At 56.1% G+C, this 25,658-nt stretch carries 17 protein-coding genes; 8 read left to right on the top strand and 9 right to left on the bottom strand.

The window, feature by feature from the left end:
* Positions 1-51 precede the first annotated feature (51 nt).
* Positions 52-1,830 (bottom strand): ABC transporter ATP-binding protein, encoded by a 1,779-nt coding sequence (locus tag ACYVHX_RS07610; RefSeq protein ID WP_460671037.1) that lies wholly within the window; start codon positions 1,828-1,830, stop codon positions 52-54.
* Between the two features lie 197 nt (positions 1,831-2,027).
* On the opposite strand from ACYVHX_RS07610, the gene ACYVHX_RS07605 reads away from it, so the two are divergent.
* Genes ACYVHX_RS07605 through ACYVHX_RS07595 form a run of 3 tightly spaced genes read left to right on the top strand, consistent with a single transcriptional unit; the run spans position 2,028 to position 5,526 of the window.
* A complete protein-coding gene (locus ACYVHX_RS07605; protein WP_460671036.1) occupies positions 2,028-3,098 on the top strand; it encodes a DUF1611 domain-containing protein in 1,071 nt (356 codons plus the stop codon).
* Positions 3,088-4,161, top strand: coding sequence for a mandelate racemase/muconate lactonizing enzyme family protein (locus ACYVHX_RS07600; RefSeq protein ID WP_460671035.1), 1,074 nt, complete (start codon positions 3,088-3,090; stop codon positions 4,159-4,161). Before ACYVHX_RS07605 ends, ACYVHX_RS07600 begins: the two co-directional genes overlap by 11 nt.
* A 3-nt stretch (positions 4,162-4,164) precedes the next feature.
* The gene (locus tag ACYVHX_RS07595; protein ID WP_460671034.1) at positions 4,165-5,526 is read left to right on the top strand and encodes an APC family permease; all 1,362 of its coding nucleotides are present in this window, start codon (positions 4,165-4,167) and stop codon (positions 5,524-5,526) included.
* A gap of 88 nt (positions 5,527-5,614) precedes the next feature.
* Here ACYVHX_RS07595 and ACYVHX_RS07590 read toward each other — a convergent pair whose 3' ends face one another.
* The gene (locus ACYVHX_RS07590) at positions 5,615-6,457 is read right to left on the bottom strand and encodes a helix-turn-helix domain-containing protein (protein ID WP_460671033.1); all 843 of its coding nucleotides are present in this window, start codon (positions 6,455-6,457) and stop codon (positions 5,615-5,617) included.
* A 172-nt stretch (positions 6,458-6,629) separates the two neighbouring features.
* On the opposite strand from ACYVHX_RS07590, the gene ACYVHX_RS07585 reads away from it, so the two are divergent.
* Both ACYVHX_RS07585 and ACYVHX_RS07580 read left to right on the top strand, forming a co-directional pair.
* Positions 6,630-7,601 carry a phytanoyl-CoA dioxygenase family protein gene (locus ACYVHX_RS07585; RefSeq protein ID WP_460671032.1) on the top strand — a complete coding sequence of 324 codons (972 nt, stop codon included), beginning with the start codon at positions 6,630-6,632 and terminating at the stop codon, positions 7,599-7,601.
* 309 nt (positions 7,602-7,910) lie between these two features.
* On the top strand, positions 7,911-9,014 hold the full coding sequence (locus ACYVHX_RS07580; protein WP_460671031.1) for a 3-oxoacyl-[acyl-carrier-protein] synthase III C-terminal domain-containing protein: 1,104 nt from the start codon (positions 7,911-7,913) through the stop codon (positions 9,012-9,014).
* A gap of 83 nt (positions 9,015-9,097) precedes the next feature.
* Here ACYVHX_RS07580 and ACYVHX_RS07575 read toward each other — a convergent pair whose 3' ends face one another.
* Positions 9,098-11,464, bottom strand: coding sequence for an ABC transporter permease (locus ACYVHX_RS07575; RefSeq protein WP_460671030.1), 2,367 nt, complete (start codon positions 11,462-11,464; stop codon positions 9,098-9,100).
* A 306-nt stretch (positions 11,465-11,770) separates the two neighbouring features.
* Here ACYVHX_RS07575 and ACYVHX_RS07570 point away from each other — a divergent pair, with 306 nt between their 5' ends.
* On the top strand, positions 11,771-14,104 hold the full coding sequence (locus ACYVHX_RS07570) for a mechanosensitive ion channel family protein (RefSeq protein ID WP_460671029.1): 2,334 nt from the start codon (positions 11,771-11,773) through the stop codon (positions 14,102-14,104).
* Positions 14,105-14,162: 58 nt separating this feature from the next.
* On the opposite strand, the gene ACYVHX_RS07565 is transcribed toward ACYVHX_RS07570, so the two are convergent.
* The 3 genes from ACYVHX_RS07565 to ACYVHX_RS07555 form a co-directional block, all read right to left on the bottom strand.
* The gene (locus ACYVHX_RS07565) at positions 14,163-16,778 is read right to left on the bottom strand and encodes an ABC transporter permease (protein ID WP_460671028.1); all 2,616 of its coding nucleotides are present in this window, start codon (positions 16,776-16,778) and stop codon (positions 14,163-14,165) included.
* Between the two features lie 107 nt (positions 16,779-16,885).
* Positions 16,886-19,573, bottom strand: a complete 2,688-nt coding sequence (locus ACYVHX_RS07560) for an ABC transporter permease (RefSeq protein ID WP_460671027.1) — start codon at positions 19,571-19,573, stop codon at positions 16,886-16,888.
* 104 nt (positions 19,574-19,677) lie between these two features.
* A complete protein-coding gene (locus ACYVHX_RS07555) occupies positions 19,678-20,013 on the bottom strand; it encodes a PadR family transcriptional regulator (RefSeq protein WP_460671026.1) in 336 nt (111 codons plus the stop codon).
* A gap of 272 nt (positions 20,014-20,285) precedes the next feature.
* Here ACYVHX_RS07555 and ACYVHX_RS07550 point away from each other — a divergent pair, with 272 nt between their 5' ends.
* Positions 20,286-21,716: a glycoside hydrolase family 125 protein gene (locus ACYVHX_RS07550; protein ID WP_460671025.1), complete on the top strand. Its 1,431-nt coding sequence runs from the start codon at positions 20,286-20,288 to the stop codon at positions 21,714-21,716.
* A 154-nt stretch (positions 21,717-21,870) separates the two neighbouring features.
* Here the strand turns inward: ACYVHX_RS07550 and ACYVHX_RS07545 are convergent, their stop codons facing one another.
* Both ACYVHX_RS07545 and ACYVHX_RS07540 read right to left on the bottom strand, forming a co-directional pair.
* Positions 21,871-22,287 carry a hypothetical protein gene (locus tag ACYVHX_RS07545; protein ID WP_460671024.1) on the bottom strand — a complete coding sequence of 139 codons (417 nt, stop codon included), beginning with the start codon at positions 22,285-22,287 and terminating at the stop codon, positions 21,871-21,873.
* Positions 22,288-22,382: 95 nt separating this feature from the next.
* Positions 22,383-22,523, bottom strand: a complete 141-nt coding sequence (locus ACYVHX_RS07540) for a hypothetical protein (protein ID WP_460671023.1) — start codon at positions 22,521-22,523, stop codon at positions 22,383-22,385.
* 354 nt (positions 22,524-22,877) lie between these two features.
* On the opposite strand from ACYVHX_RS07540, the gene ACYVHX_RS07535 reads away from it, so the two are divergent.
* Positions 22,878-24,998 carry a tetratricopeptide repeat-containing sensor histidine kinase gene (locus ACYVHX_RS07535; protein ID WP_460671022.1) on the top strand — a complete coding sequence of 707 codons (2,121 nt, stop codon included), beginning with the start codon at positions 22,878-22,880 and terminating at the stop codon, positions 24,996-24,998.
* Here ACYVHX_RS07535 and ACYVHX_RS07530 read toward each other — a convergent pair.
* Positions 24,976-25,614, bottom strand: coding sequence for a response regulator (locus ACYVHX_RS07530; RefSeq protein ID WP_460671021.1), 639 nt, complete (start codon positions 25,612-25,614; stop codon positions 24,976-24,978). The two genes, ACYVHX_RS07535 and ACYVHX_RS07530, sit on opposite strands and share 23 nt — an antisense overlap.
* Between the last annotated feature and the right edge of the window lie 44 nt (positions 25,615-25,658).

The following is a 25,658-nucleotide window of genomic DNA, read 5'->3' as shown; positions in this document are numbered from 1 at the left end:
CGAGCGTCCGGCTACGTTTACAGGTACCAATCACCCTTTTACAATTAGCCTTTATTTCATCAATGTTTCAGTAACAACCGTTTTCTCCGGCCGACGCTCCCCGATCTGTTGCCGCCACATCGCGTAATACAGTCCTTTCTGCCCGAGTAGCTCGGCGTGGGTGCCGGTTTCGGCGATTTGGCCGCGTTCCAGCACGATGATCCGGTCGGCGTGCAGGATGGTCGAGAGCCGGTGGGCAATCAGGATGGTGATTTGCTCGCGCCGGGCCGAAATGCTGCGGACCGTATCGGAAATGGCTTCTTCCGTCAGCGAGTCCAGCGCCGAAGTGGCCTCGTCAAAAATCAGCAGGCGGGGCTGCCGAATCAGGGCGCGGGCGATGGAAATGCGTTGCTTTTCACCCCCCGACAGTTTCACGCCACCCTCGCCCAAAACCGTATCGATTCCTTTGCCGGATCGGGCAATCAGCTGATCGCAGGACGCTTTGTGCAGCGCTTCGCGGATCTCGTCGTCGGTCGCATCCGGTTTGACAAACAGCAGGTTCTCCCTGATCGTGCCCGCAAACAGTTGCGTATCCTGCGTCACAAAACCGATCTGTCGGCGCATCGGATTGTAGCGGATCTGGCTGGCCGGAACGTCGTTGAAGTAAATTTCGCCCGAAACCGGTTTGTACAGGCCCAGCAGCAGCTTCACCAGCGTCGATTTTCCCGAACCCGACGGGCCGACAAACGCTACGGTTTCGCCCATTCCGATCGTAAACGAAATTCCGTCCATCGCGTTCTGGTTGGCCGTCTGGTGCCGAAAAACGACGTTCTCGAACCGCAGGTGATCCAGCACGCCAAAGTCGATGGAGTCGTCGGGCCGCCGTTCGATGGGTTTGTGCATGAGGTTGTCAAACAGGCCAATCGACGCTTCGGCTTCCCGGTAAAACAAAATGATGTTGCCCAGATCCTGCAAAGGCGCGAAAATCGCCGTTGAGATAAACTGCATGGAAATCAGTTCGCCGGTGGTCAGAACGTCCCGGAAAATAAGCCACAGGAGCGCGAATAAAATCGATTGTTTGAGCACATTCAGCGTGGTGCCCTGAAAAAAGGACAACCGGCGCACCTGCCGCGTTTTCTCCATCTCGAGTTCGTAAATCCGCTGCGTGTATTGCTTCAGCCGCCGGATTTCCGGGAACGTCAGCCCCAGACTCCGCACGAGTTCGATGTTGCGCAGTGACTCGGTAATGGCGCCCGCCAGCTTCACGGTTTGCCGGTTGACGGCCCGCTGCACGGTTTTGATCTGCTTGCTGAGCAAACCGGTCAAACCGCCCAGCACCAGAATGCCGACGATGAAAATGGGAATGAGCGCCCAGTGTTTGGTGATGGCGTACCAGGTCAGGAAGCCCATGCCGACGATGGACGAAAACAGAATATTGATGAACGCGTTGATAAACTTTTCCGTATCGGTCCGCACTTTTTGCAGCAGGGCCACGGTTTCGCCACTCCGTTGTTCTTCAAACTCCTGAAACGACAGCCGGAGCGTTTGTTTCAGGCCGTCGTTAAACACCTGCGTACCAAATTGCTGCACCACCAGCCGCATAAAATATTCCTGAAACGACTTGGCCAGCCGCGCCAGCGTAGCGATCCCTACGGCCACCAGTAGCCAGAACAAAACGCCCTGCACCAGTTCCTTCTCGGACCGAACGGCCGGTTTGGTCGCGTATTCGTCGATAATTTTCCCGAAAATCAGCGGATCAATCATCGTCAGAATCTGGCTGATGCCCGCCAGCACCAGCGAGAAAAACACCAGCCAGCGGTGCGGTTTCAAGTATGTCCAAAGTATGCGCATAGTTTCTTTTTGCCTTCTCGGCCTAAAGGTAGGACCCGGAAAAAGGTGGTTTTGTTATCCGATTTTAGCGCAGCGGAATAAATACTAGATAAAAATGGAGTTTTCAGCTATTTTATCAGGGAAAGGTCAGTTCTGTTGAAATTTTAGCAAGGATTACGGAGAATGCCCTTTCTTTGCCGACTCATTCGCAACAGACCATGGCAGATCGCGCCCTACTTCTAACCAACGGCTTGCTGGCCACACCGAACGCCAAAACCGCCCACGGACTCATTCGGGACAGTGAACGATATACGATCGCGGGCGTCGTTGATCCGCCGACGGCCGGGCGCGACGCGGGAGAGGTGCTGGACGGAAAAAACCGCCTTATTCCGGTTTTTGCTTCCCTGGAAGAGGCCCTGGAAAAAGCCGGGCCGGTGCAGTACGGCATTGTGGGCGTGGCCACCACGGGCGGTATTCTGCCGCTGGAAGTCCTGTTTCTGATCGAAACCTGCCTGCAAAACGGCCTGTCGGTCGTCAATGGCCTGCACGATTTGCTCAACGACCGGCCCGCGCTCGTCCAACTGGCGGCCGAACACAACGCCCAGTTGATTGACATTCGGAAACCGAAAGCCCGCGCCGAGCTGCATTTCTGGTCGGGGGCGGTTTTCACCATTACCGCGCCGGTTGTGGCCGTGCTGGGCATGGACTGTGCGATGGGCAAACGCACCACCACCCGGCTGCTGACCCAGGCCTGCCAGGCCGCCGGCCTGAACGCCCAGATGATTTATACCGGCCAAACCGGCTGGTTGCAGGGTGGTCAATACGGTTTTATTTTCGACTCGACGCTCAACGATTTCATTTCCGGCGAAATCGAACACGCGCTGGTGTCGTGCTGGCAGGAGACGGGTGCCGAGGTTTTGCTGCTTGAAGGCCAGTCGTCGTTGCGCAACCCCAGCGGCCCCTGCGGACTGGAGTTTCTGGTTTCCGGCAACGCCCGGCACGTCGTGTTGATGCACGCGCCCAAGCGCCGGTTTTTCGACTACGAACCGCATTGGGGGGCGATTCCGTCGGTGGAGTCGGAAATTGAAATCATTCGGAAGTTTGGGGCTGACGTGCTGGCGCTGGCCCTGAACACGGAAGACTGTTCGCCGGAGGAAGCCCGGGCGTTTCAGCAGGAATACGCCAGCCGGCTGGGCATTCCGGTGGTGTTGCCGCTGGAAGAAGGCGTTGCGCCGGTGGTACCGCTCATTCGTCAGGTCATCGAAAAAACCGTTCGTCATGCAGATTAAATCCATCCGGGCTTTTCGCCGGGACCTGGCCCTGACCAAACCGTATACAATTGCTTATCAGACCATTTCGGCCGTCGAAAACATCTTCCTGATCGTCGAATTAACCAACGGAATCACCGGCATCGGAGCCGCCAACCCATCGCCGGAAGTGGTGGGGGAGTCGCCGGAACAGACCTTGACCAACCTGCAAAGTGACGCCATCCAGCAGTTTGTCGGGCGCGACATCCGGCACACGTTTCAGGTGATCGACGAAGCGCGGCAGCTCTTTCCCCATTGGCCCGGCACCCTGGCGGCTTTTGATATCGCGCTGCACGATGCGTTCGGCCAGTTTCTGGGGATTCCGGTAGTCGAATTGTACGGACAGAAAATTACGACTTTGCCAACGTCTGTCACGATTGGCATCATGAACATCGCCGATACGCTGGAAGCCGCCCGGGACTATGTGCAGCAGGGGTTTCGGGTGTTGAAAGTAAAAACCGGTCTGGATGTGGCCGAAGATAGCGGGCGGATTCGGATGCTCCGCGAGCAGTTTGGCCCCGACCTCGTGCTCCGCGTCGACGCGAATCAGGGCTATACCGCCGACCAGCTGATCCGGTTTATTAGCCAGACCGACGACGCCGGGGTGGAGCTGATCGAACAACCGCTGGCGGTCGGAACGGAGGACGAACTTCGCGCCCTGCCGCTTCCCATTCGCCAGCAACTGGCCGCCGACGAATCGCTGAAAGACGGAGAAACCGCCCTGAAGCTGGCCCGGGAGCCGCAGCCCTTCGGTATTTTCAACATCAAGCTCATGAAATGTGGCGGCATCCGGGGCGCTTTCGACATTGCGACGGTGGCCCGGCTGAGCCGGATTGAGCTGTTCTGGGGCTGCAACGACGAGAGCATTGTCAGCATTACGGCGGCTCTGCATGCGGCTTTTGCCTGCCCGAATACGCGCTACATTGATCTGGACGGCAGCCTGGACCTCGCCGATGATGTGGTAAAAGGCGGTTTTAAAATTGAGGACGGCTTCATGCGTCCCAGCAGGTTGCCGGGTCTGGGTTTAACCGATTGGGCCCGGTAACGAATGAAACCCGTTGTCAAACTGGCCCGCGTTCTGAGCCTGCCTTCGGCTATCGTCCTGGTCATCAGCATGATGATCGGTTCGGGGGTCTTCAAAAAAGTGGCTCCGATGGCCGCCGAGCTGCAATCGCCGGGCCTGATTCTGCTATGCTGGCTGCTGGCCGGCCTGGTGAGTCTGGCGGGCGCGCTGACCAATGCCGAAATGGCGGGGATGTTTCCGCAGTCGGGGGGCGAATACGTGTATTACCAGAAAGTCTACAACCGGTTTTTTGCTTTTCTCTACGGCTGGAGCAATTTTGTGGTGGTCCGAACGGCTTCGATCTCCGCCCTGGCGCACATTTTCGCCCAGTCGCTCATTGGCCTGCTGGCACTGGACGACGAAACCGGCTTTCGGGCGAACGTGATCGCTTCGGTTCTGATTCTGCTCCTGAGTCTGGTCAACTACCGGGGCATCCGGTTTGCGGGCGTCATTAGCTGGGTGCTGACCTCCGCTATCTTGTTAACAATCTTCGGGTTGAGTGTGGTAGGCTTCAGCTCACCGCTGGGCAGTTTCGCCAACCTGAGTCACAACAGCCCGGTTTTTGACGGCGGAACCAGTAGCGGCCTGGTGCTGGTTAAAGCCATGTTCATTGCTTCGCTCGGGGCATTCTGGGGCTACGACGGCTGGAATAACATCGCGTACATTGGGGAAGAAATCAAAAATCCGCAGCGCAACCTGCCCCTGGCGCTCGGGCTGGGCACGTTTTTCGTTATGGGGGTTTACCTGCTCCTGAACGTCATGTACGTGTATGTGCTGCCGATTGAAGACCTGATGGCGCTCAGCAAAACACCCGGGCGCATTGCCGCCGTTGAAGTGATTCGGCGGGTGAGCGGAGTGACCGGCGCCACGCTGGTGTCCGTCCTGATCCTGTGCACCACTTTCAACGCCACGAACAGCACCATTCTGACCTCCGCCCGGATTTATTTCGCCATGGCCCGCGACGGTTTGTTTTTCCGTTCGGTGTCCCGGATTCACCCTGCTTTCCAAACACCGTTTATTGCCATTGTCTGGCAAGGCGCCTGGGCCGTGGGACTGGTTTGGTCCGGCACGTTCGATCAATTGACGGATATGCTGGTGTTTGCCTCGTTTATTTTCTACGGCGCCACGGCGCTGGGCGTGATGCTCTACCGGCGGTCGCACCCGGCTTTGGCGCGGCCGTATCGGGTGATTGGCTACCCGGTTTTGCCGGCTGTTTTCGGCTTGTTTTGCCTGGCCCTGGTCGGCATCACGCTCGTCGAGCAGCCGCGCGAAGCCTTCCTGGGGCTGGGTCTGATTGCCACTGGAATCCCCTTTTACGCATTCTGGCAGCGGAAAAACCGCCCATAAACCGGGTTGCTTTATTGCCCCGCAATCGCCCCGCCCCACAGGTGTACGTGGCTATGCACAGTCAACCCCGATGGAGTTGGGGAAAACGTTACACGTGCTGCTTTCTGAACGCCATCGGATTTTGTCCCGTTAGCTTTTTGAATGTCCGGTTGAAGTACGACAAACTTTCAAAACCGCTGGCAAAACACGCTTCCGTCACGGTTTGATCGGACAGCAGCAGGCGCTTGGCTTCCCGAACGCGGTGCTGATTGACAAACTCGGTGAACGTGGTGCGCGTCATCTTTTTGAAATACCGGCAAAAAGCCGCCACCGTCAGGTTGGTCAGGTCGGCGAGTTCGGCCAGCTCGATTTTCCGTCCGTAGTTTTCGTCGATAAACCGGTAAATGCGCTGCAACCGCTGCTGCTCCTTCGCGTTGTAGGGCGACTCGACGGGCTGGCGGTTCAGCAGGGTGTAGTCCGGCGAGGTAGCCAGCAGTTGAAAGATTTCTAGCAGCTCGATCAGTTGCCGGAAATGCGACAGCTGATGAAACCGCACCAGTCGTTTGCCGACCATCCGTTTCGTGTTGCCGTGAAAAGCGATGCCGTGTCGCGCCCGATCGAAAAGCCGGGCAATGTCGGTCAGCTCCGGCATTTTCTGGAAATTATCGCGCAAAAAATCCTCCCGCATCTGAATCACCACTTTCCGGTAATCCGTCCGAACGCCATAATCGAAGTTCAGGTGCGGAATGTAGGAGCCGATAAACACCAGATCGCTGCCTTCGTAACGCGAGAGATGATCGCCAACGTGCCGGGGGCCGTCGGCATTCTCAATAAAAACCAGTTCGTATTCGGGGTGAAAATGCCACAAGAAAAAATCGTTGAGGTGGGGGGTCAGCAACAGCCGGAACGAACTGTCGGTATCGGCCTGAATTTCTTCCAGATACGCTTTCATACGCCAGTGATTTGTACAAAGCTATACGAAGGGATCTAAAAAAGAGTCATAAACTATCAATCCTGTTCAAATAGTGGTCACTCGGCGTGTAGCCCGCAACCGCCCGGCGGTTTTACCTTTGTCCTGTTCAATCTAAAACCAATCCGATTCGATGGAAACCAGGACGCCAACCATGACCCCGACAGGAACGCCTGCCACCATGCAGCCGAATACGGCCCATAACGACATTCCCGGAAACCCGTCGACTGCCACCAGCAGTCACCTGAAACTTAATGATCGGACCAACGGAAAACCGCTGTGGGTGCTGTCGGAAGACGACTGGAAATTCTGGATTGAAAACGGTTACATCGTCATCAAAAGGGCGGTTCCGAAAGAACAGGCCGAACGCCTGGCCCGGTTTCTGTGGGAATTTGAGGAAAAAGACCCGAACGATCCCGAAACCTGGTATGCCCCGCCCCGCGCCGAAATGAAAATGAAGGAGCTGAGCAACAGCGGCATGGTCGAAATCTACAACCACCCGTATCTCTGGGAAAACCGGCAGTCGCCCCGCATCTACGACGCATTCGTGGACATCTGGGGGACGGAAAAGCTTTGGGTGACCATCGACCGGGCCAACCTGAACCTGCCCGCCCGACCCGGTTTTGAGTTCAAAGGCTTTATTCACTGGGACTATGATCCGGAAACAAAACCGCAAAACGTGCAGGGTGTGCTGGCGCTGGCCGACCAGACCGACGAAAACATGGGCGGTTTTCAGTGCATCCCCGAACTCTACCGCACCTACGACACCTGGAAGCTGACCCAGCCTGCCGACCGGGATCATTTTAAGCCCGACACCACCGGTTTTGAGCTGGTGAAAGTAAAGCTGGAAGCCGGTGATCTGCTCATTTTCAACAGCACGCAGCCGCACGGCATTCGTCCGAATTTGTCGGGCCACAAAGTCCGGATTGCGCAGTACATTTCGATGATGCCCGCGCAAGAAGACGACGAAGCGCTGCGGCAGTGGCGCATCACCTCCTGGCGCGACCGCAAAGCACCCGAAGGCTACGCGTTTCCCGGCGATCCGCGCGGCTGGGAACAAACCCGGTACCCAACCGCCAACCTGAGCGACTTAGGGAAAAAGCTGCTGGGACTGGAAGCGTGGTAATTTTGCTGGATGAACGAAGATCGAATAGCGAATACTGAACGGCGAATAACGAATGTTGAAGTGGCTCCGCCTGGGTTCGCTTGTCGTTACACGCGGATAGTCCCTGCGCTATTCGGTATTCAATATTCAGTATTCAATCGTTCATTCCCTCCTTCTCAAAGGCGGTTTCGGCCGGTTTGAATAAACGATCCGGCACTCTACAGAAAATGTCTGACAATTCAGCAAGGTATGCTCGTATCTTCATGGTTGAAGAAACCGCCCGAACGGGCGCGCCGGTTTTCTTCTCCACCGAAAAACAACAGCCTGCTAATGTCCTGGTTCCCTTCACAATCGCCGGTGCGCCCGGTTCAGCTGGCCATCGCCGGTTTGAGTAGCTACGTTGCCGACCCGACGCCCATTGCCGACTGGGCCGAGTCCTTTCAGGTTCCGGATCGAAAAGACCCTTCCCGGTTTCTGGACGGCCCGATGGTCGAAAAAGTGCTGGGTGTGCGGTCGAAGAGCTGGGCGCCGGAGGTTTTTCAAAATCAGGACGTGGTGACGCAGGTCGCGAAAGAAGCGCTGGCCAACGCCCAGATTTCGCCCCGCCAGATTGATGCCGCCATCATTGTGACCTGTTCGCCCTACCAGGTGCTGCTCGATCAGGATGCGTTTTACTTCCTGAAAAGCCTGCGAATTCCGGATTCGGTGGTGCCGCTTCAACTGGGAGCCGGTTGTGCCGGCATGGCGCGGGCCATGCAGCTAGCCACGCAATTGTCGGCCGAAAATATCCTGATTGTGGCCTACAGCCTGAGCAGCCTCTACACCCAAACCCCGCTTTACAAACAGAATCCGGTGCATCCGCTGGGCCGCTCGCTGTGGATGTCGTCGGCGCTTTTCTCGGATGGGGCCTCGGCGCTGGTGCTGCGAAAAACCGGCTACCGGGGCGGTCTGGCATTTTACTCCCGCGACTCGCTGGCGTTTGGCTCGGAAGGCGGTTTTGACGATCCGCTGATTCATTACATGGGCGGGGGCGCGCTCAATCCGCCGGGGCAGGCGCAATCCGAAGCGCTTTCCTGCTTCGGCATGGCCGGCGACCGCGTGAAGGAGTATTACAGGAAAGGCATGATGCTGAACCACCAGACCCTGCTCGAAAACCGCCCGACGTATTTAACCGACGTCCGGAAAATTTACACCCACCAGGCCAGCCCCGTGCTGACCAACGGGTTTCTGAATTACCTGATCGAAACCTGCGGCATTCCGCGGTCCCGGTTTGGGGTCAATGTTGAAACCTACGGGAATCTGGTGGCCACCAGCACCGTCAAGCTCCTGCACGACGACCTGACCAGCGGCCGGGCCCAAACCGGCGACGAAATCTGCATTTCGGTGGTGGGCGCGGGGCCGGAGCGGGGCGCTTTCATCACCCGAATTGCCTGAGTTTTTCCAAACCTAACCGATGAACAAGCAGAAAGTGATTGACCAATGAACGGGGATGCGTCAGCCTGTTCATTGGTCATCGTTTATTCCGAGCGCAGCGCGCGAACCGGATTCATCAGGGCGGCTTTGATGCTTTGAAAACTGACGGTGAGCAGCGCGATGCCCACCGACAGGAAGCCCGCCAGCGCAAACACCCACCAGCCGATCTCAATCTGGTAGGCAAAACCCTGGAGCCAGTGCTGCATGACGTACCAGGCCACCGGCGAAGCAAGGAGGATGGCGATGACCACCAGTTTCAGAAAATCCCGGGAGAGCAGCGCCACCACGCTCGCCACCGAAGCCCCCAGCACTTTGCGGACGCCGATTTCTTTCGTGCGCTGCTCGGCCACGAAAGCCGCCAGACCAAACAAACCCAGACAGGCAATGAAAATGGCCAGACCGGCAAAAAGCGTGGCCAGTTTGCCCACCACGGTTTCACTTTTGTACGTCATCTGGTAGTCGGTATCGACAAAGGAATAGGTGAACGGAAACGTCGGATTGATTTTTTTGCAAAAGGTTTCGATGCTGGCCAGGGCCTGCGCGGTCTGGCCGGGTTGCGTCCGGATCAGCAGGCTGCCGTAGTGGTTGTCGGCCAGGCGAATGATCAGCGGTCGGATGGGTTCGTGCAGGGAGTTGAAATGGAAGTCTTTGAGGAGCCCGATGATTTTTCCCGGTTTATTCCAGAACGTCAGCGGTTGGCCGACCGGCTTTTTGTACCCGATGCGTTTGGCGGCCGCTTCATTGATGAGGTAGTTGGCGGAATCGGTCCCAAAACCAGGTGAAAAATCGCGCCCCTCCACGAAGGTGAGTTTCATCGTTTGGGCAAAATCGTAGCCAACCGCTGTATTGTTGAACGAAATGGTCGCATTGGGATCTTTGCCCGGCCAGTTGACACTTTCCGTCGTGCTGCCATTCCGGAGCGGATTGCCGTTCATTTTCGTAACGGCCTGAATCCCGTTCAGGCGGAGTAGCTCTTGCTTAACAAGCGGATAATCGGTCGCCAGGGCGCCATCCATCGGGATTTTGATCAGGTTCTCCCGGTTGTACCCCAGATTTTTGGTCTGAATGAACCGCAATTGCTGGTAAATGACCACCGTTCCGATCATCAGCAGCGTCGATAGCGCAAATTGAAAAACGACCAGTCCGCGCCGGAATAACTGCGCCCCCGCCCCAAATTGCAGGGTTCCTTTCAGCACCCGCACCGGATGGAGCGACGACAGAAACAGCGCCGGATAACTCCCCGCCAGAAAACCGACGACCAGCAGCAGGCCCAGCAGCGACAGCCAGAAAATCGGCTGTCCGATGGGCAGCGTCAGGGTTTTATCGGTCAACTGGTTGAAAAAAGGAAGGACGAGCAGGACCAGCAGCAGCGCCACCAGCAGGGCGACGGTCGTCAGCAGGAGGGCTTCACCGATAAACTGCCCGGCCAGCGCGGAGCGTTTGGCCCCCACCACCTTGCGAACGCCTACTTCCCGGGCGCGTTTCACCGAGCGGGCCGTGGCTAGGTTCATGAAATTGACGCCCGCAATCAGCAGCAGAAAAACCGCCACCACCGCCAGCAAGCGCACGGATTCGATCCGCCCGCCGTTCAGAAAACCGTCTTTGAAACTGGAATACAGATAGGCATCTTCTTCGGGATGCAGAAACAGGTTGATGTAGAAAGTAGGGCCAAAATCGGTGTTCCGGCCTTTCAGAAACCATTTGAGTTTGGCGTCGAACTGGGCCACGTTGGCGTCGGGCCGGAGTTGAACCCGGGTTTTGGGCCCGCCGTTGGTCCATTCTTTCACCCAGGGTTCCCGTTTCAGTAAAGCGTCCCAGTTGAGCAGAAAATCGTATTTTTCGAGCGCGCTGGCGGGCAGATCTTCAAAAACCGCCGTGACCTGATAATCGATCCAGTTGTCCAGCCGCAGCGATTGGCCCAGCGCCCGCTGCGGACTGCCAAAATATCGCTCGGCCAGCTTTCGCGAAATGGCCAGGCTATTGGGGGTGCTGAGGGCCGTCGCGGGCGAACCCGCCAGCAGCGGAATGCTGTACATCCTGAACCAGTCGGCCCCGGCAAAATTACCGGTCTGCCGCATGATTTTGTTTTGGGCCGCCAGCACGTGTTCCTCAGACCAGGTAAAACCGGCGGCATACACCACTTCCGGAAACACTTTTTTGAGTTCGTCGGCCAGCAGCCCGGGCGTGTCTTCGTCGGCCACCACCTTGCCGTCGGTGTATTCCCGTTCCATGATGCGGTACAGGTGGGCGCCGTTTTCGTGCTGCCGGCCCCTGCTCCGTTCGTCCTGAATCCAGCGGAAAATAAGCAGACTGGACGCCATGCCCAGGGCTAGCCCGAGGATGTTGATGGCGGAAAACGCTTTGTTGCGAATCAGATTTCGCCAGGCGATGGTAAAGTAATTCCGAATCATGAGGTCCAGGAAAAAAGAAACATGAGGGTTAAAAAACCGGCTTTTTCCATAGACACTGCAGGACCTTTTTCCCCCTACGCAGCCGGTTTTCAGTCGTCCTGAACACCGGGAAAACCGGGTTTTGGGATTTAGCTTCGGAGCGGTTTTGAGGAAGAATCCGGAACAATTCGGGAGTTTGGGAGTATTTATTAATAACGTATACGCCCAATCGAAAAACGAGAAGTTGAAAAAAGTGACCTGATGGTTGTTAACAAAAGCGATTTGAACAGGAGTCTCTCAATAAGCAAGAAGTTGGTTTTCAGGAGTTTGGTTTTTATTCTTTCCGTCCTGTCACCCCTGTTTCTCCACGCCCAGCAAACCGCCGAAAGCAGCGAGGTCGATAGCCTGCCCATTATTCCGCAACCCGGTATTCCGGTCGACAGCATCATTGCCCGCCTGGAAAAAGGACATACCGCGCTGAACGACATCAGCAACCGCACCCGCCGGGGGTTCAGCACCTGGCAAATCGAAGACCAGCTGCCGGAAGTGCAGTCGTACGTCCAGACGATCCGGACCAACCTGCGGATTTACAGCAAGGTGAACGACATGAAAAGCATGCTGATGTTTCAGGTGCTGCTCGAGGACATGCAAACGCGGCTCAAAGTCTGGCGGGAAACGCTTTCGGGCTACGAAAACCAACTGTCCGAGATGAACGGCCAGCTCATTTCGCTGGCCCGCGATTCGTTGCTGGTGCTGCCCAACGACACCACGGCTCGCACCGTCTATTTTAACTCGCTCAAGGATTTGCGGCAACAGTGGATTCAGGCCAGCGAATCGACCAACCAGAACCTGACGAAGATCAACAAACTCCAGGCTTCGGTTTCCGACGGCTATTTTGAAACCGCCGAACTGACCAACATCGTCAACGACCGGATTCGGGAATTTAACGCCAGGATTACCGGAAAAGAAACGGAGTTCATCTGGGCCATCCCGAAAACCGCCGGTTCCGACGAACACCTGGACGAGCTGGTGGCTCGTTCCTACGAAGGGCAGCGCAACCTGCTGGGGTATTATTTCAACCGCAGCGCCGGCAACTGGCTTTACATGCTGGTCATCGGGGCGGTTTTTTTTACCTGGGTATACCGCAGTTTTTCCGTCATCGACAAACACGGCCAGCGCGAAACCGTTCGGCAGGAGCTAAAACTCCGGTACCTGCGGGCCATCCCGGTTTTTTCGGTGCTGGTGGTGGTGTTCAATTTTGCCCCCCTGTTCGACCTGCGCCCCCCGGCGGTTTATGTCGAACTGATGCAGTTTGTGCTGCTGCTGGCGCTGACGGCGCTCTTTTTCCGCAGCTGGTCCCGGCCGCTGTTCCGCAACTGGCTGGCCATCGTGGCGCTTTATCTGCTGGTGATCGTCACCCGCTCGTCCATCATCGACCCCGGCATTGGTTTTCGGCTCTGGTTGCTGGTTCTCAACGCCGTATCGGTGTTGTTTGGTTTTCTGTTTCTGTTCCGGATTCGGCAGGCCCTGGCGCTGGCGGGCTTTGTCAAGCAGGTTTCGGTGCTCTACATCGGCATGAACAGCCTGGCGATTCTCTGCAACATTCTGGGGCGCATGAGCCTGGCGAAAATTCTCTCGACGGCGTCGATTTACGGCTTGACGCAGGCCATTGGGCTGTTTACGATGGTGCAAATCATCAACGAAGCCTTCGCGCTTCAGGTTGTGAGCAGCAAACTGTCCGACAGCATTACGTCGCGCTTCAATTATGCAAAGCTGAAAATTGGCCTGCACCGGCTGCTGGGCACTATCGCCGTCCTGGCCTGGCTCATCATTTTTACCAACAACATTTACATCTACAACACGATTTACGACGTCGTTGCGCACTTTCTGACCACGGAACGAACCGTCGGCAGCACCAGCTTTACCTGGGGAAACATTGTCCTGTTTTTCCTGGTGCTGTACCTGTCCGGGGTGCTCCGGAAATACATCGGGTATTTCTTCGGCGAAACCGACGATGAGATCGGCGGCAGCATCAGCAATACCGACTCGCGGCTGGTCATGATCCGGCTTTTCATGCTCATCGGCGGTTTTCTGTTTGCGATTGTGGCTTCCGGAATCGGGCTGGACAAGGTGACGGTGATCGTCGGGGCGCTGGGCGTCGGAATCGGTCTGGGGTTGCAGAACATCGTCAACAACCTGGTGTCGGGCATTATTCTGATTTTCGACAAACCGTTTCAGATCGGTGATTTTATCGAGATTACCAACAAAAAAGGGCGGGTGAAAAACATCGGTATCCGGTCCAGCCGCCTGCTGACCACCGAAGGGTCAGAGGTCATCATTCCAAACGGCGATCTGCTGTCGGGACAGGTGATCAACTGGACGATCAATCACAAGGCCAAGCGCATCGAGCTGACCATCAAGGCCGATGCCGAACACGAGTTAAGTACGCTCAAAACGCTGATTAGACAGGAAATTACCAAACACCCGAATGCTGTCAAACGCCAGCAACCCGAAATTTTCCTGTCGACGATCACCAGCGACGCCATCGAATTAAAGGTACGGACCTGGATCAACTCGGTGAACAAAGAAGATCAATTCCGGAGCGAAGTGCTGCTGAATATTTACCGGCGGTTTAAAGAAGCGGGAATCAAGCTGATGTAGGTTCTTTGAATCAATAACCAATGAACAGGCTGGCGCCAGCCTGTTTATTGGTCATCGTTTATTCCGAGCGCAGCGCGCGAACCGGATTCATCAGGGCGGCTTTGATGCTCTGGAAGCTGACCGTCAGCAGGGTAATGGCTACCGCCCCCAGGCCCGAAACCGCGAAAATCCACCACGATAATTCCGTTCGGTAGGTGTACCGCTGGAGCCAGGTTGTCATGAAATAATTCGTGAGCGGAATGGCCAGCGCGCAGGCCAGCACCACCAGCACCAAAAACTCTTTCGACAACAGCCGCCAGACGTTGAAAACCGAGGCACCCAACACCTTGCGGACGCCGATTTCTTTCGTGCGCTGTTCGGCCACAAACGACGCCAGTCCAAACAACCCCAGGCAGGAAATGAAAATGGCGAGGATCGCAAAGAAGAAAGCCAGCTTGCCCACCCGTTCTTCTTCGCCGAATTTTTTGGCGTACTCCTGATCGACAAACTGGTAGGTGAACAGATTGTCGGCATCGTATTTTTTGTAAACCGATTCGATTCGTTCCAGCGCGTTGTGGGCACTGACGGCCGGATTTATTTTCAGCGTCAGCAGCGAAACCCGCTTGTAGTTAAGGACAAAAATGGTCTGTTTAACCGGTTCGTAGGGCGACTGCGTGATGAGGTTTTTGACCACGCCGATGACTTTATACGGTTCGTCACCCCATTTGATGGTTTCGCCCACCGGATTTTTCAGGCCCATGTACGCAACGGCCGCTTCGTTCAGCACAAAACCGGTCGAGTCGGTCGCAAAATCTTTGGAAAAATCCCGGCCTTCCTTGAGTTGCCAGCCAATCATTTTGCCAAATTCGTGCGTTATCCGCAGCGTAAGGAATTCGTCGGCCATGTTGGGAATTTTGCCCTTCCAGTCAAAACCGCTGTTGGTCACCCCGGTGGCCGTAATGGGGGAGTCCGTTGCGGATACTTCTTCCACCAACCCGGTTTTTAGCAGTTCGTCGCGAAAAGTTGGAAAATGGGTGATCAGTGCATCGTTCCGGATCGGAAGCGTCACCAGATTGGCGCGGCTGTAGCCAATGGGGCGGTTTTTAGCAAACTGAATCTGCCGGAAGACCACGATGGTGCCGATGATCAGCGTGACGGAAACCGTGAACTGGATGACCACCAGCGTCTGCCGGGGAATGGCCGCAAACCGCCCCACCCGAAACGTACCCTTCAGGACCTTGACGGGCTGAAAAGCCGATAGGTAAAAAGCCGGATAGCTGCCCGCTACGACGCTGGTGAGTAAGCAAAACACCACGCTTGCCAGCCAGAACCAGGGTCGGACAGCCGGGCTGTTGGTCCAGAGCAGACCGATTTCCTTGTTGGTGACTTCGTTGAAGAAAGGCAGACTAAGCTGTGCCAGCAGCAGGGCAATCACGAATGCAATGACCACCACCAGCAGCGATTCGCTGAAAAACTGGGCGATCAATTGTAGTCGCACCGAGCCAATCGCCTTGCGAATGCCGACTTCTTTGGCGCGCTTTTCGGAGCGGGCGGTGCTCAGATTCATGAAATTGATGCAGGCCAGCAGCAACACAAACAGGCCGATGATGCCAAACAGCCACACGATCTGAATTTTTCCGCCGACATTGACGCCGTTTTTAAACTCGGAATACAGATGCCAGCGCGACATGGGCAGCAGAAACAATTCCGGTTTAAACCGCCGGTCGTCATTCCTTTTCACCCGGTTCCATTTGGCCAGTTTAATTTTCTCCGAAACCGCATTCATATCGGTTTTATCCGCAATCAGAACGAACGTCTGAAACCAGCTGTTGCCCCAGTCTACCCACGCGGGCAAATCGCGTTTTTGCAAGTCAAAAGGCGCGATAAACGCCAGGTTGCCAAACGTAGAATTGTCCGGAATATCTTCGTAAACCCCGGTGACTTTGACACTGTACTTGTTGCCGATTTTTACGGTTTTGTTGATCGGATTGGCCGCACCGAAAAGCGCGTTAGCGGCAGAAGCCGACAGCAGGACGGAGTTGGGGTCCTGCAAACCGGAGCGGTTTCCTTTCCGCATGGTCAGCGCCAGCAGGTCGGTAATGCCGGGCTCCATGTAATTGCCGGTTTGCGTGATTTTTCGGTCGCCAACCGTCAGCAGGTAGTCGCCCGGAAAACCGGCCGTCACGACGTGTTTGAAATAGCTGCCGTAGCTGGTCCGAAGTTCGGGGGCCAACTGCATCGCCTGACTGCCCCAGGTTTCAACCTGTCCGTTGAACGTCTGATTCTGCATCACCTTCGCAATGCGGTCATAGTGTTGGTGGGATCGGTTGAACGACCATTCATCGAAAATCCACAGACCGATGAGCATCGCCACGGCCATGCCCGACGCCAGCCCGAAGATGTTGATGAACGAATAGCCCTTGTGTTTGACCAGATTCCGGAAGGCGATTTTGAAATAGTTGCGGATCATATCGGTATAGGTTGGGTTTGGAAAGTCAGAAGGTGCTCGCCGGATAAAAGCCGGTCGCAGGTAGGCCAGCAGATCACGCCAGTACCGGCGCCGGGCGCGGGCTTCTCCCAGCCGTTCCACCTGCCTGAAAAACCGCTCGTGCCGGTCGCCCAGCACCTCCTCCCGCAGGTGGGGAGCAATCAGCCAGGTCAGCAGTCGGTCGGCAAAGCGGGGCGGTTTCATCATTGAATTGTCTGAACTGGGATTACACAGATTGAAAGATTAACGGGGATATGACCATCAGATACGGCTAAGCAGGAGTGTCGGGTGGCAGTTCATCCCAGCTCAGATACCTATTCACTTCGCAGCGACTTCACCGGGTTCACCAGAGCGGCTTTGATGGCCTGATAACTGACGGTTAACAGCGCAATGAGGATCGCTACAAAACCGGCTGCGACGAAGACCCACCACCCAATCTGGATGCGGTAGGCAAACTCGTTCAGCCATTGATTGGCGGCCCACCACGCCACCGGAAACGCAATGCCGTTGGCGATCAAAACCAGCTTCAGGAAATCTCTGGAAAGCAGCGCCGTCAGGTTCCAGACACTCGCGCCCAGCACTTTCCGGACGCCGATTTCCTTGATCCGTTGCTCGGCTGCGTAGGTCGCCAGACCAAACAGACCCAGACAGGCAATGAAAATCGTGGCCAGCGCTACCCAGATCAACAGCGTGTGCCGGCGTTGGTCGTCGACGTAAAACCGGGCCAGTTGCTCGTCCAGAAAATGGTATTCAAACGTGTGGGTCGGGTCGATTTTAGCCATGGCCGCTTCCATGCGCTTCAGAGTAACGGGCAGGTTGCCGCCCTCAATCCGGGCCGTGTAATAATCGATCTGGTGCACCGGATTATTCCGGTACGCCAGCACCAGGGGCGCAATTTTTTCGCGCAGCGACTGAAAATGAAAATCCTTCACAACCCCGATCACGCGCGCCCGAAAGGGTTCGTTCGACTCGTTCAGGGGGGTGAAATCGACCCCGAACGACCGCGACGGAATTTCCACCACTTGTCCGGACGCTTCCCGGATGTTTAGGGCTTTGGCGGCCGTTTCGTTCAACAGGATGGCGGTCGAATCCGCCGGGTTGGTAAAATTCCGACCCTGCAAAAACCGGACTTCAAAGGTGTTGGCAAAGTTTTCATCGGCCCCGATCAGGTAGGCGGTTTTGTGAACATCGGCGCTGCCCTGCGGTTTTATTTTTACCATCTGGATTTGCTTCCACTCGCCCGGCACGCGGGAGGTCACCGACACATTTTTTACATCCGATAGCCTGGCCAGCTCCGTTTTCATCGCATCGGCTTCCGTCCGGGCTTTTGCGCTGTTGATGTCCACCACCACCAGCAGGTCTTTCTTAAAACCCAGATCCTTGTTGTTGGCGTAACGGATTTGCAGAAACAGCACCATGGTCGCAATCATGATCACGACGGAAATCGTAAACTGGAAAATCACCAGCCCTTTCCGCAGCGACAGATTGCTCTTGTTGTGGAGTTTCAGGCTTTTCAGCAGCACCACCGGTTTGAAATTCGACAGCAGCAGGGCCGGATAACTCCCCGACAGGAAACCGGTAACGACCAGAATAAGAAGCGTATAGAGCCAAATCCGGTAGTCGGTTCTGAAGCCCAGCGAAAGTTGTTTCTCCGTAAATTCATTGAAAACCGGCAGCAGCAGATTCGCCAGCAACACCGCCAGTACGCCCGATATCAGCGTCACCAGCAGGGATTCGGTCAGAAACTGCTTCACCAGCTGGCTCCGAAACGCCCCGTTGGCTTTCCGGACACCAATCTCCTTCGCCCGATTGGACGCCCGGGCCGTCGCCAGATTCATGTAGTTGATGCAGGCAATCAGCAACACAAAAACCGCCACAATCGCGAAGATTCTGATGTACAGCAGCGTTCCCTGTCCCATCGCAGCCACGTTGGAGTTGCGGGCCGCATCGATGATCGTTTCCGAATGCAGGTGCACGTCCGGCAGCGGTTGCAGACCAAACGCGATCGAGGTTCCCGCTTCGGGTTTGAAATTGGCGTACAGCAAAGAGGAGAGTTTGGACGCAACGACTTCCGGGTTTGCATTTTCCTTCAGCAGGGCAAAAACCATGAATTCCGTCGAGTCCCAGCTACCCGGTTCCTGTTTGCGATCCTTCTGGCTGCTGAGCGAAATCATCGACCCAAAGTCGAAACTGGAATTGCGGGGGTGATTTTTCAAAACCGCCGTCACCCTCAGGGGCGTATTGTTGTAACTGAACTGCACAACCCGACCCGCAGCCTGCGTCGTATGGAAAAGCCGCAGGGCCAGTTCTTCCACCAGAACAATCGAGTTCGGTTCTTTCAGCGCCGTTTTTCCTTCGCCGTCAACCACTTCGAAATCAAACAGTTCCATCAGGCTCTGGTCCGCATAAGCCACCGTTTCCTGAAATTGAATTTTGGTTTCGGGATTGATGAGGTCGGCCCGCCCGATCCGGGTCATTCGGGTGATGGCTTCGACTTCGGCAATCCGGTTTTTCGCTTCGTCGGCCAGGTTGTAGCTGGCAGCGGCCACCGTAAACTCCTCATTCGGATTCTTCCGGTGTTCCAGAATCCGGTAGATGCGGTTGGCGTTCCGGTGGTGCTGATCGAACGTCAGCTCATCGAACAGGTACAAACCGATCAAGAAAAAGCACGTGATGCCAAACGTCAAACCGGCCACGTTGAGGACGGTGTACAGTTTATTGCGGCTCAGGGTTCGAAACGTGATTGTAAAATAATTCCGTAACATATCGGTAGGGGTTGGAGTCGGAAATGCCCGGTGCGCCGGGCCGGATGGTTGTCGCCGGATAAAAGCCGGTCGCAGGTAGGCCAGCAGATCACGCCAGTACCGGCGCCGGGCGCGGGCTTCTCCCAGCCGCTCCACCTGCCGAAAAAACCGCTCGTGCCGGTCGCCCAGCACCTCCTCCCGCAGGTGGGGCGCCACCAGCCAGGTCAGCAGTCGGTCGGCAAAGCGGGGCGGTTTCATTAGCGTGATGAGTGAAGAGTGATGAGTTGTGCGGATTAACTGGAATTTGACCGTTGGAAAGCATAGTGAATTGTTTTTAACTCATAACTATTCACTCTTAATTCTCAACTCCACTTCAGGATTGTGTGCGGAATGATGCGGTCCCAGAGCCGGTTTCGGACCGACCGAACGTCCTGCAAAACGCGGCCGCCCAGGGCCGTGACGGTGAACAGGCGCTTTCGTCGTCCCCCGCGTTCGGCCGTGGCTTCCCCCAGAACGGACGTCACGTAGCCTTTCTGCTCCAGCCGCTGCAAAGCCGCGTGAACCGCCCCCGTGCTGACGGTTTGTCCGGTTTCCCGTTCCAGTTCCTCGGCAATGACGACGGAATAGGCGGTCGGCACCAGAACGGCTACGGCCAGCAAAACCACTTCTTCAAATTCACCAAGATCACTCCGTCGCATGAGCTGAAAATCAGTAGGGTTAAGAGTCTGATGTATTTCTTCTATTTCCGTATATCAAATCTCCGGCCAAACCGAAAAACCGCCCTGCGTTGGCCGCCAGGGGCTATTTTTGAAAACCGTACTGTCCGTTTGTGGACATTTTCTGTACGCATCTGGACAGTCTGGGGCGCTTCCGGTCCGGCATCGGTAACCCAAATTAATTGTCTACTTTTGGACCGGAAAACAGGAGCACGGCCGGGTTGCCGGTTTCCCCCTAAAAAATAGAACAGCTTATGAATCGTCGTCAGTTTATACACCAGTCGGCTGCCGCCAGCGCCGGCCTTGCGCTGGGTTCTCACCCGGTTTTTGCGGCCCCTGAGCCCACCTTCCCGACCGTTCGGGTGGCCGCCGACAAACGGAATTTCACGAGTGCTGCCGTCGAACGGGCCATCGAAAAAGTAAAAAAAACCGTCCGCGATCCCGAACTGGCGTGGCTGTTTGAAAACTGCTTTCCGAACACGCTCGATACCACCGTTCAGTTCAGGGAGTCCGGGGGCAAACCCGATGTGTTTGTTATTACGGGCGATATCGACGCCATGTGGCTGCGCGACAGCACCGCCCAGGTCTGGCCGTATCTGCCCCTGACGAAAGAAGACGAGCCGCTGCGGAAGCTGATTGCGGGCGTCATCCGGCGGCAAACGCAGTGCATCCGGCTCGATCCGTACGCCAACGCCTTCTATTCCGATCCGGCGAAGGAGGGCGAATGGAAAAAAGACATTACGGCCATGAAACCGGGTCTGCACGAACGCAAGTGGGAACTGGATTCGCTTTGTTACCCGATTCGGCTGGCGTATCACTACTGGCAAACCACCGGCGATACCAGTCCGTTTGATGCCGACTGGGCCGAGGCCATGAAACTGGTGCTGAAAACCTGCCGCGAACAGCAGCGCAAAACCGGGCCGGGGCCGTATAAATTTGGCCGCGAAACCGCCTGGTCGACGGACACGGTGCCGGGCAACGGCTACGGCAATCCCACCAGACCGGTTGGCTTGATCCACAGCATTTTCCGGCCGTCGGACGATGCCACGGTGTTTCCGTTTCTGGTGCCGTCCAACTGGTTTGCGGTGGTGTCGCTGCGGCAGGTGGCCACCCTGACCGATAAACTGCGGCCCGATGCGGCTTTTGCGACCGAATGCCGGGCGCTGGCCGATGAGGTGGAGAAAGCCCTGAAGCAGTACGCTATTTATACGCACCCGAAATACGGCAGGCTCTACGCCTTGGAAGTGGACGGTTTTGGCAACCATCTGTTGCAGGACGACGCCAACGTGCCCAACCTGATTTCGCTGCCGTATCTGGGTGCGCTGCCGGCCAGCGATCCGGTTTACCGGAACACCCGCCGGTTTTCGCTCAGCGCCGACAACCCGTATTATTTTCGGGGAAAAGCCGCCGAAGGCATTGGCAGTCCGCACACGCTGGTGAACAATATCTGGACGATGAGCCTGACGATGCGGGCCCTGACGTCCACCGACGATCAGGAGATTCTGACGCAGCTCCGGCAGTTGAAAAAGACCCACGCCAATACCGGTTTCATGCACGAGTCGTTCGACAAAGACGATCCGGCGAAATTTACGCGCAAGTGGTTTGCCTGGGCCAACACCCTGTTCGGCGAGTTGATTCTAAAAGTGGTCAACGAAAAACCGCACCTGGTGAGCAAGCCGTTGTAAACCAAGGCGGTTTGGCGAATTTCATTCTGATTCGCACCGAAATGAGAAAAGAAATAATGAATGTAAAATGAGAAATGGAGAATGATGAGTGAAAAAGGCCCGGATTGGCAATCCCTTTTCCATTCATCATTCTCCATTTCTCATTCCCATCCCCCTACCGGCTGGTCTGCGGATTGTAGACGATGTAGCGTTGCGATTCGATGGCCGGAAGGTCGATTACCTCGATCTGCCGGACGGTGGTTTGGCGGCCGTCGCTGATTTCGAGCTGGTAGAGGCCGGATGGCGCATCTTCAAAATCGAATTTCAATCGGTACGCATTCGGCGATGGTTTCAGGTAAGACCGGTGCATCACGGCGTTGCGCGTGTTTTTCAGCGTGACAATCACCGGCTTGGACTGGTGAATCGCCAGATTGACATTGACCCTCCTGGAAGCGCCCCGGTACACAAGAAAGTCAAACGGTTTTTGGATGGCCGTCGAGTCGGTTTCGCCCGTGGTTTTTGCGTGGCAGGCAGAAGTGCTCAGAATCAGCAGGACGAGCAGCGTGCGGACAAAGTTTAGTTTACTTTTCATTGGTTTGAGTACCCGCTCGCGCGGGCGTTTGCGTGGTGTGGAAAAAAGGAATTGATTGTAAAAGGGATAAAAAAAGTGGGTGCGGGGAAAGGGCGCTACGGCCATAAATCCGCCGTAATCTCCTCCCAGGAAATGTCGAACTGGTCGCTGGTGAAGTCCAAAGCTGCAAAGCGTTTGGGCCGGAATTCAAGGACAATGACCAGGAGGGTCAGGCAAAGAATCGAAAATGTTTTCATGGTTTGTTGTTTACTGGATGCGATCAGCTGAGGCTGAAAAGGCAATTCTGTCAATTGATTTGTAAAAGGTAAAGCCCGCCCGGATCAAAAACCGGCCCTGTTTCGGCAGGGTGGATACCACCGGAAAACCGGGTACGGATCACCGTTAAGTAAGTCGTGGTCAAAGGATTTCGTTTCAACGCCAGGAAAAGGTTACTTTGTGTGGATCAGATTATTACGGCACAAAGATCCCGCTTCTGTCGCCCAAAAAAATCACCGAAATCCGTCATTTTCTGTCACTGAATTCGGTGATTTTGCGGCTAAACCGGCTCTGGCGCGGGCAGAGACAGAGCGTTTGAGCATCCATCGCAGGCCATGAAACCCTTGCAAAACCTACTGCTGCTGGTTATTGCGCTGAGCCTGTCCGGCACACTCCGGGCACAGCGTTACGACACCCCGCCTTTCAACTTCGACCGGAGCATGGATCGGGCGTATGCCGATAGCCTGGTCCGGGCGACCCGCACCCGCCTGCTCGGGCTCGACCGGCTGCGACCGGGCCCGGTGGTGGATACGGCCCGCATGGAATACCTGCATTTCACAGCGTACGTCCACTACAGCGGCATGGTTCACCGCGACAGCGGCCTGCTGGTGGCCAACCACCTCGTCGAGCTTGCCGAACGGAAAAAAAACATCAAATACCAGATCAAAGGATTGTTGCTGGCGGAACGGTATTACCGCAATTTTGGGATAAATTACCCCCTGGCCATGAAGCAGAATTACCGCATTCTGGCGTTGATCGAACGGGCGCCCAAAGTCTACGGTCTTTATTTCTGGCGGATTTACCGGAACCTGGGTCAGATTAATACCCTCCTGGGCGAATATGGCGAAGCCGTGGCGTATTTGCAGAAAAGCATTGCCTGGTTTGACAAAGACCCTAAAAGTGATCCGGTTCACTTATCCGACCTGCACCGGATTCTGGCGAATGCCTACAAAAAGCAGGGGCAACTGGCCCGCGCCGAAACGCACTCGCTGCTGGCCTGGGAACTGCTGAACCGGCAGGAAAAAGTGTCGGTTTCCAACAAGGCTTTTCTGAGCAACGACATCGGCCAGGTCTACAACAGCCAGCAGAAATTCGCGCAGGCGGTTCCGTATCTGAAACAATCGGTGGCGTATTGGGAACAACTCAAATCCCCGCTTCCGCAGGGGGATGCGCTGGCCGATCTGGCGGTTTCGTACCTCGGCTTGGGGCAATACGCCAACGCCATTGCCAGCGCCAGGGCAGCGCTGGCTAAAAATCAGCAGGTTCGCACGCCCATGCTCACGGCCTATTCCGTCCTGATTGACGCGTATGAACACCAGCAGGACTGGAAAAATGCGTTTGCGTACCAGCGGCTTTACGACGCCAAAAAATGGGAGGAACAGCAGGCCATTAACCAGACCGAAAGCCTGCGCAGCAAAGCCCGTTTTGAGCGCGAACGGCTCGAAACCGCCCACCGTCAGGAGCAGCAGTTGCAGCAGCACCGGTACCAGACCCTGGCGAAACAGGCCGAACTGGATCGCCTGAGCCACGTTGTCAAAACGAATGAGTTGCGCCGACGCTCGGAAACCAGCCGGTTGCAACACCAGCTTGAAAGCCACCGGCTCCGGGCGGCAGCGGCCCAGAAAGAGGCCCGTCAGCAGGCCACGATCAAGCAGTTAAAGATCGATCGGTTGCACCAGGGGCTTTCGGCGCAGGAGCGGTTTCGGAAGCTGCTGGGCGTCGGTTTTGCGCTCATCAGTGCGCTGGGTCTGTTGCTGGTCTATTACAGCCTGCGGCTTCGGCGGACCAACCTGGCCCTGCGCGCCAAAAACCGGGAGATTGAAATGGCCCTGATCAAAGGCCAGACGCTGGAGCGGAAGCGCGTGGCCACCGAACTCCACGACCGGGTGAGCAGCCTGCTCGGGGCCACCAAAATGACGTTCCAGACCATCGACGCCGATATTTTATCCCCCCGCGACAAGAAGTTGTACGAAAACAGCCTCGATTTGCTCAACGACGCCGTTACGCAGGTCCGGCAGGTGTCGCGCAACCTCGTGCCTGATCAGGTGTTGCAGCAGGAGCTGCTGGTGTCGCTCAAAAGCCTGATCAAAAAACTGAATCTGATGGAAAAAACGCGGTTTTCGTTGAGCTACGAGCCCACCGCAAAGCTGCCGCTGAGTCCGGACGTGAAGTTCAATCTGTACGTTATCTGCCTGGAATTGTGCACGAACATCCTGCGTCACGCGCGGGCCAGCCAGGCGCAGATCAAGCTGGTCTGGCACGACCAGTGGCTGGCGGTGCAGGTCAACGACGACGGCATCGGACTGGCCAACCGCACCGATGCCGGCAGTGGTCTGGACAATATTCGGGAGCGGGCCCAAACGATTGGGGCCCAGTTCTGGCTGGAATCCGGCGCCGGGAACGGTACGCAGGCCAGCGTATTGCTGCCCCTGGCTATCGAAGAAGTTTCCGGCTGAGCGAATATTTCAGCAGGCCCAGCGCGGTCGTTACCCCCAGCTTCTGATAAATCCGTTTGCGGTGCGTTTCCACCGTATTGAACGAAATGAACAGCCGCTCGGCAATCTGCACGCTCGAAAATTCGTCCACAATCAGGCGGGCGATCTGATTTTCGCGCTCGGTGAGCGGGTTTTCGGTGGCCGGTGCGGGGGGGGCGGGTTCTTCCCACAGAAAAGCCCGGCTATCCATGTACCGCCGGCCGGCGGCTACGGCCAGAATGGCGTCGAAAAGCTCGGTTTTGTCGGCGGTTTTGGTTACATAACCGCTTGCTCCGGCCTGCATCGCCCGCCGAACCAGGGCCGGATCATCCGAACCGGACAACACCAGTACGGACAGATTCGGGTACTGTTCTTTCAGCGGGCCAATCAGGTCGGCACCGTTCAGGGTCGGCATGAGCAGGTCGGTGACCAGCACATCAACGGGCTGGCCTTCCCGCTGGTTCTGCTCCAGAATTGCCAGCAGCGATGGGCGGTCCTGCGCCATTCCCACCACCCGGAAGTGGTCCGAAGTCGCCAGCAGGTTGGCAAAGCTTTCGAGCACCACCTGATGATCATCCAGAAGAACAAGGGTATACATCTTACGACAAAATGAATGTGAATAGAAAAGGCGCCCGGTTTTTA

The organism is Larkinella ripae, from assembly GCF_054780775.1.
Note: the sequence above shows the minus strand (reverse complement) of the source record. Positions and strands in the feature narration are given on the sequence as shown.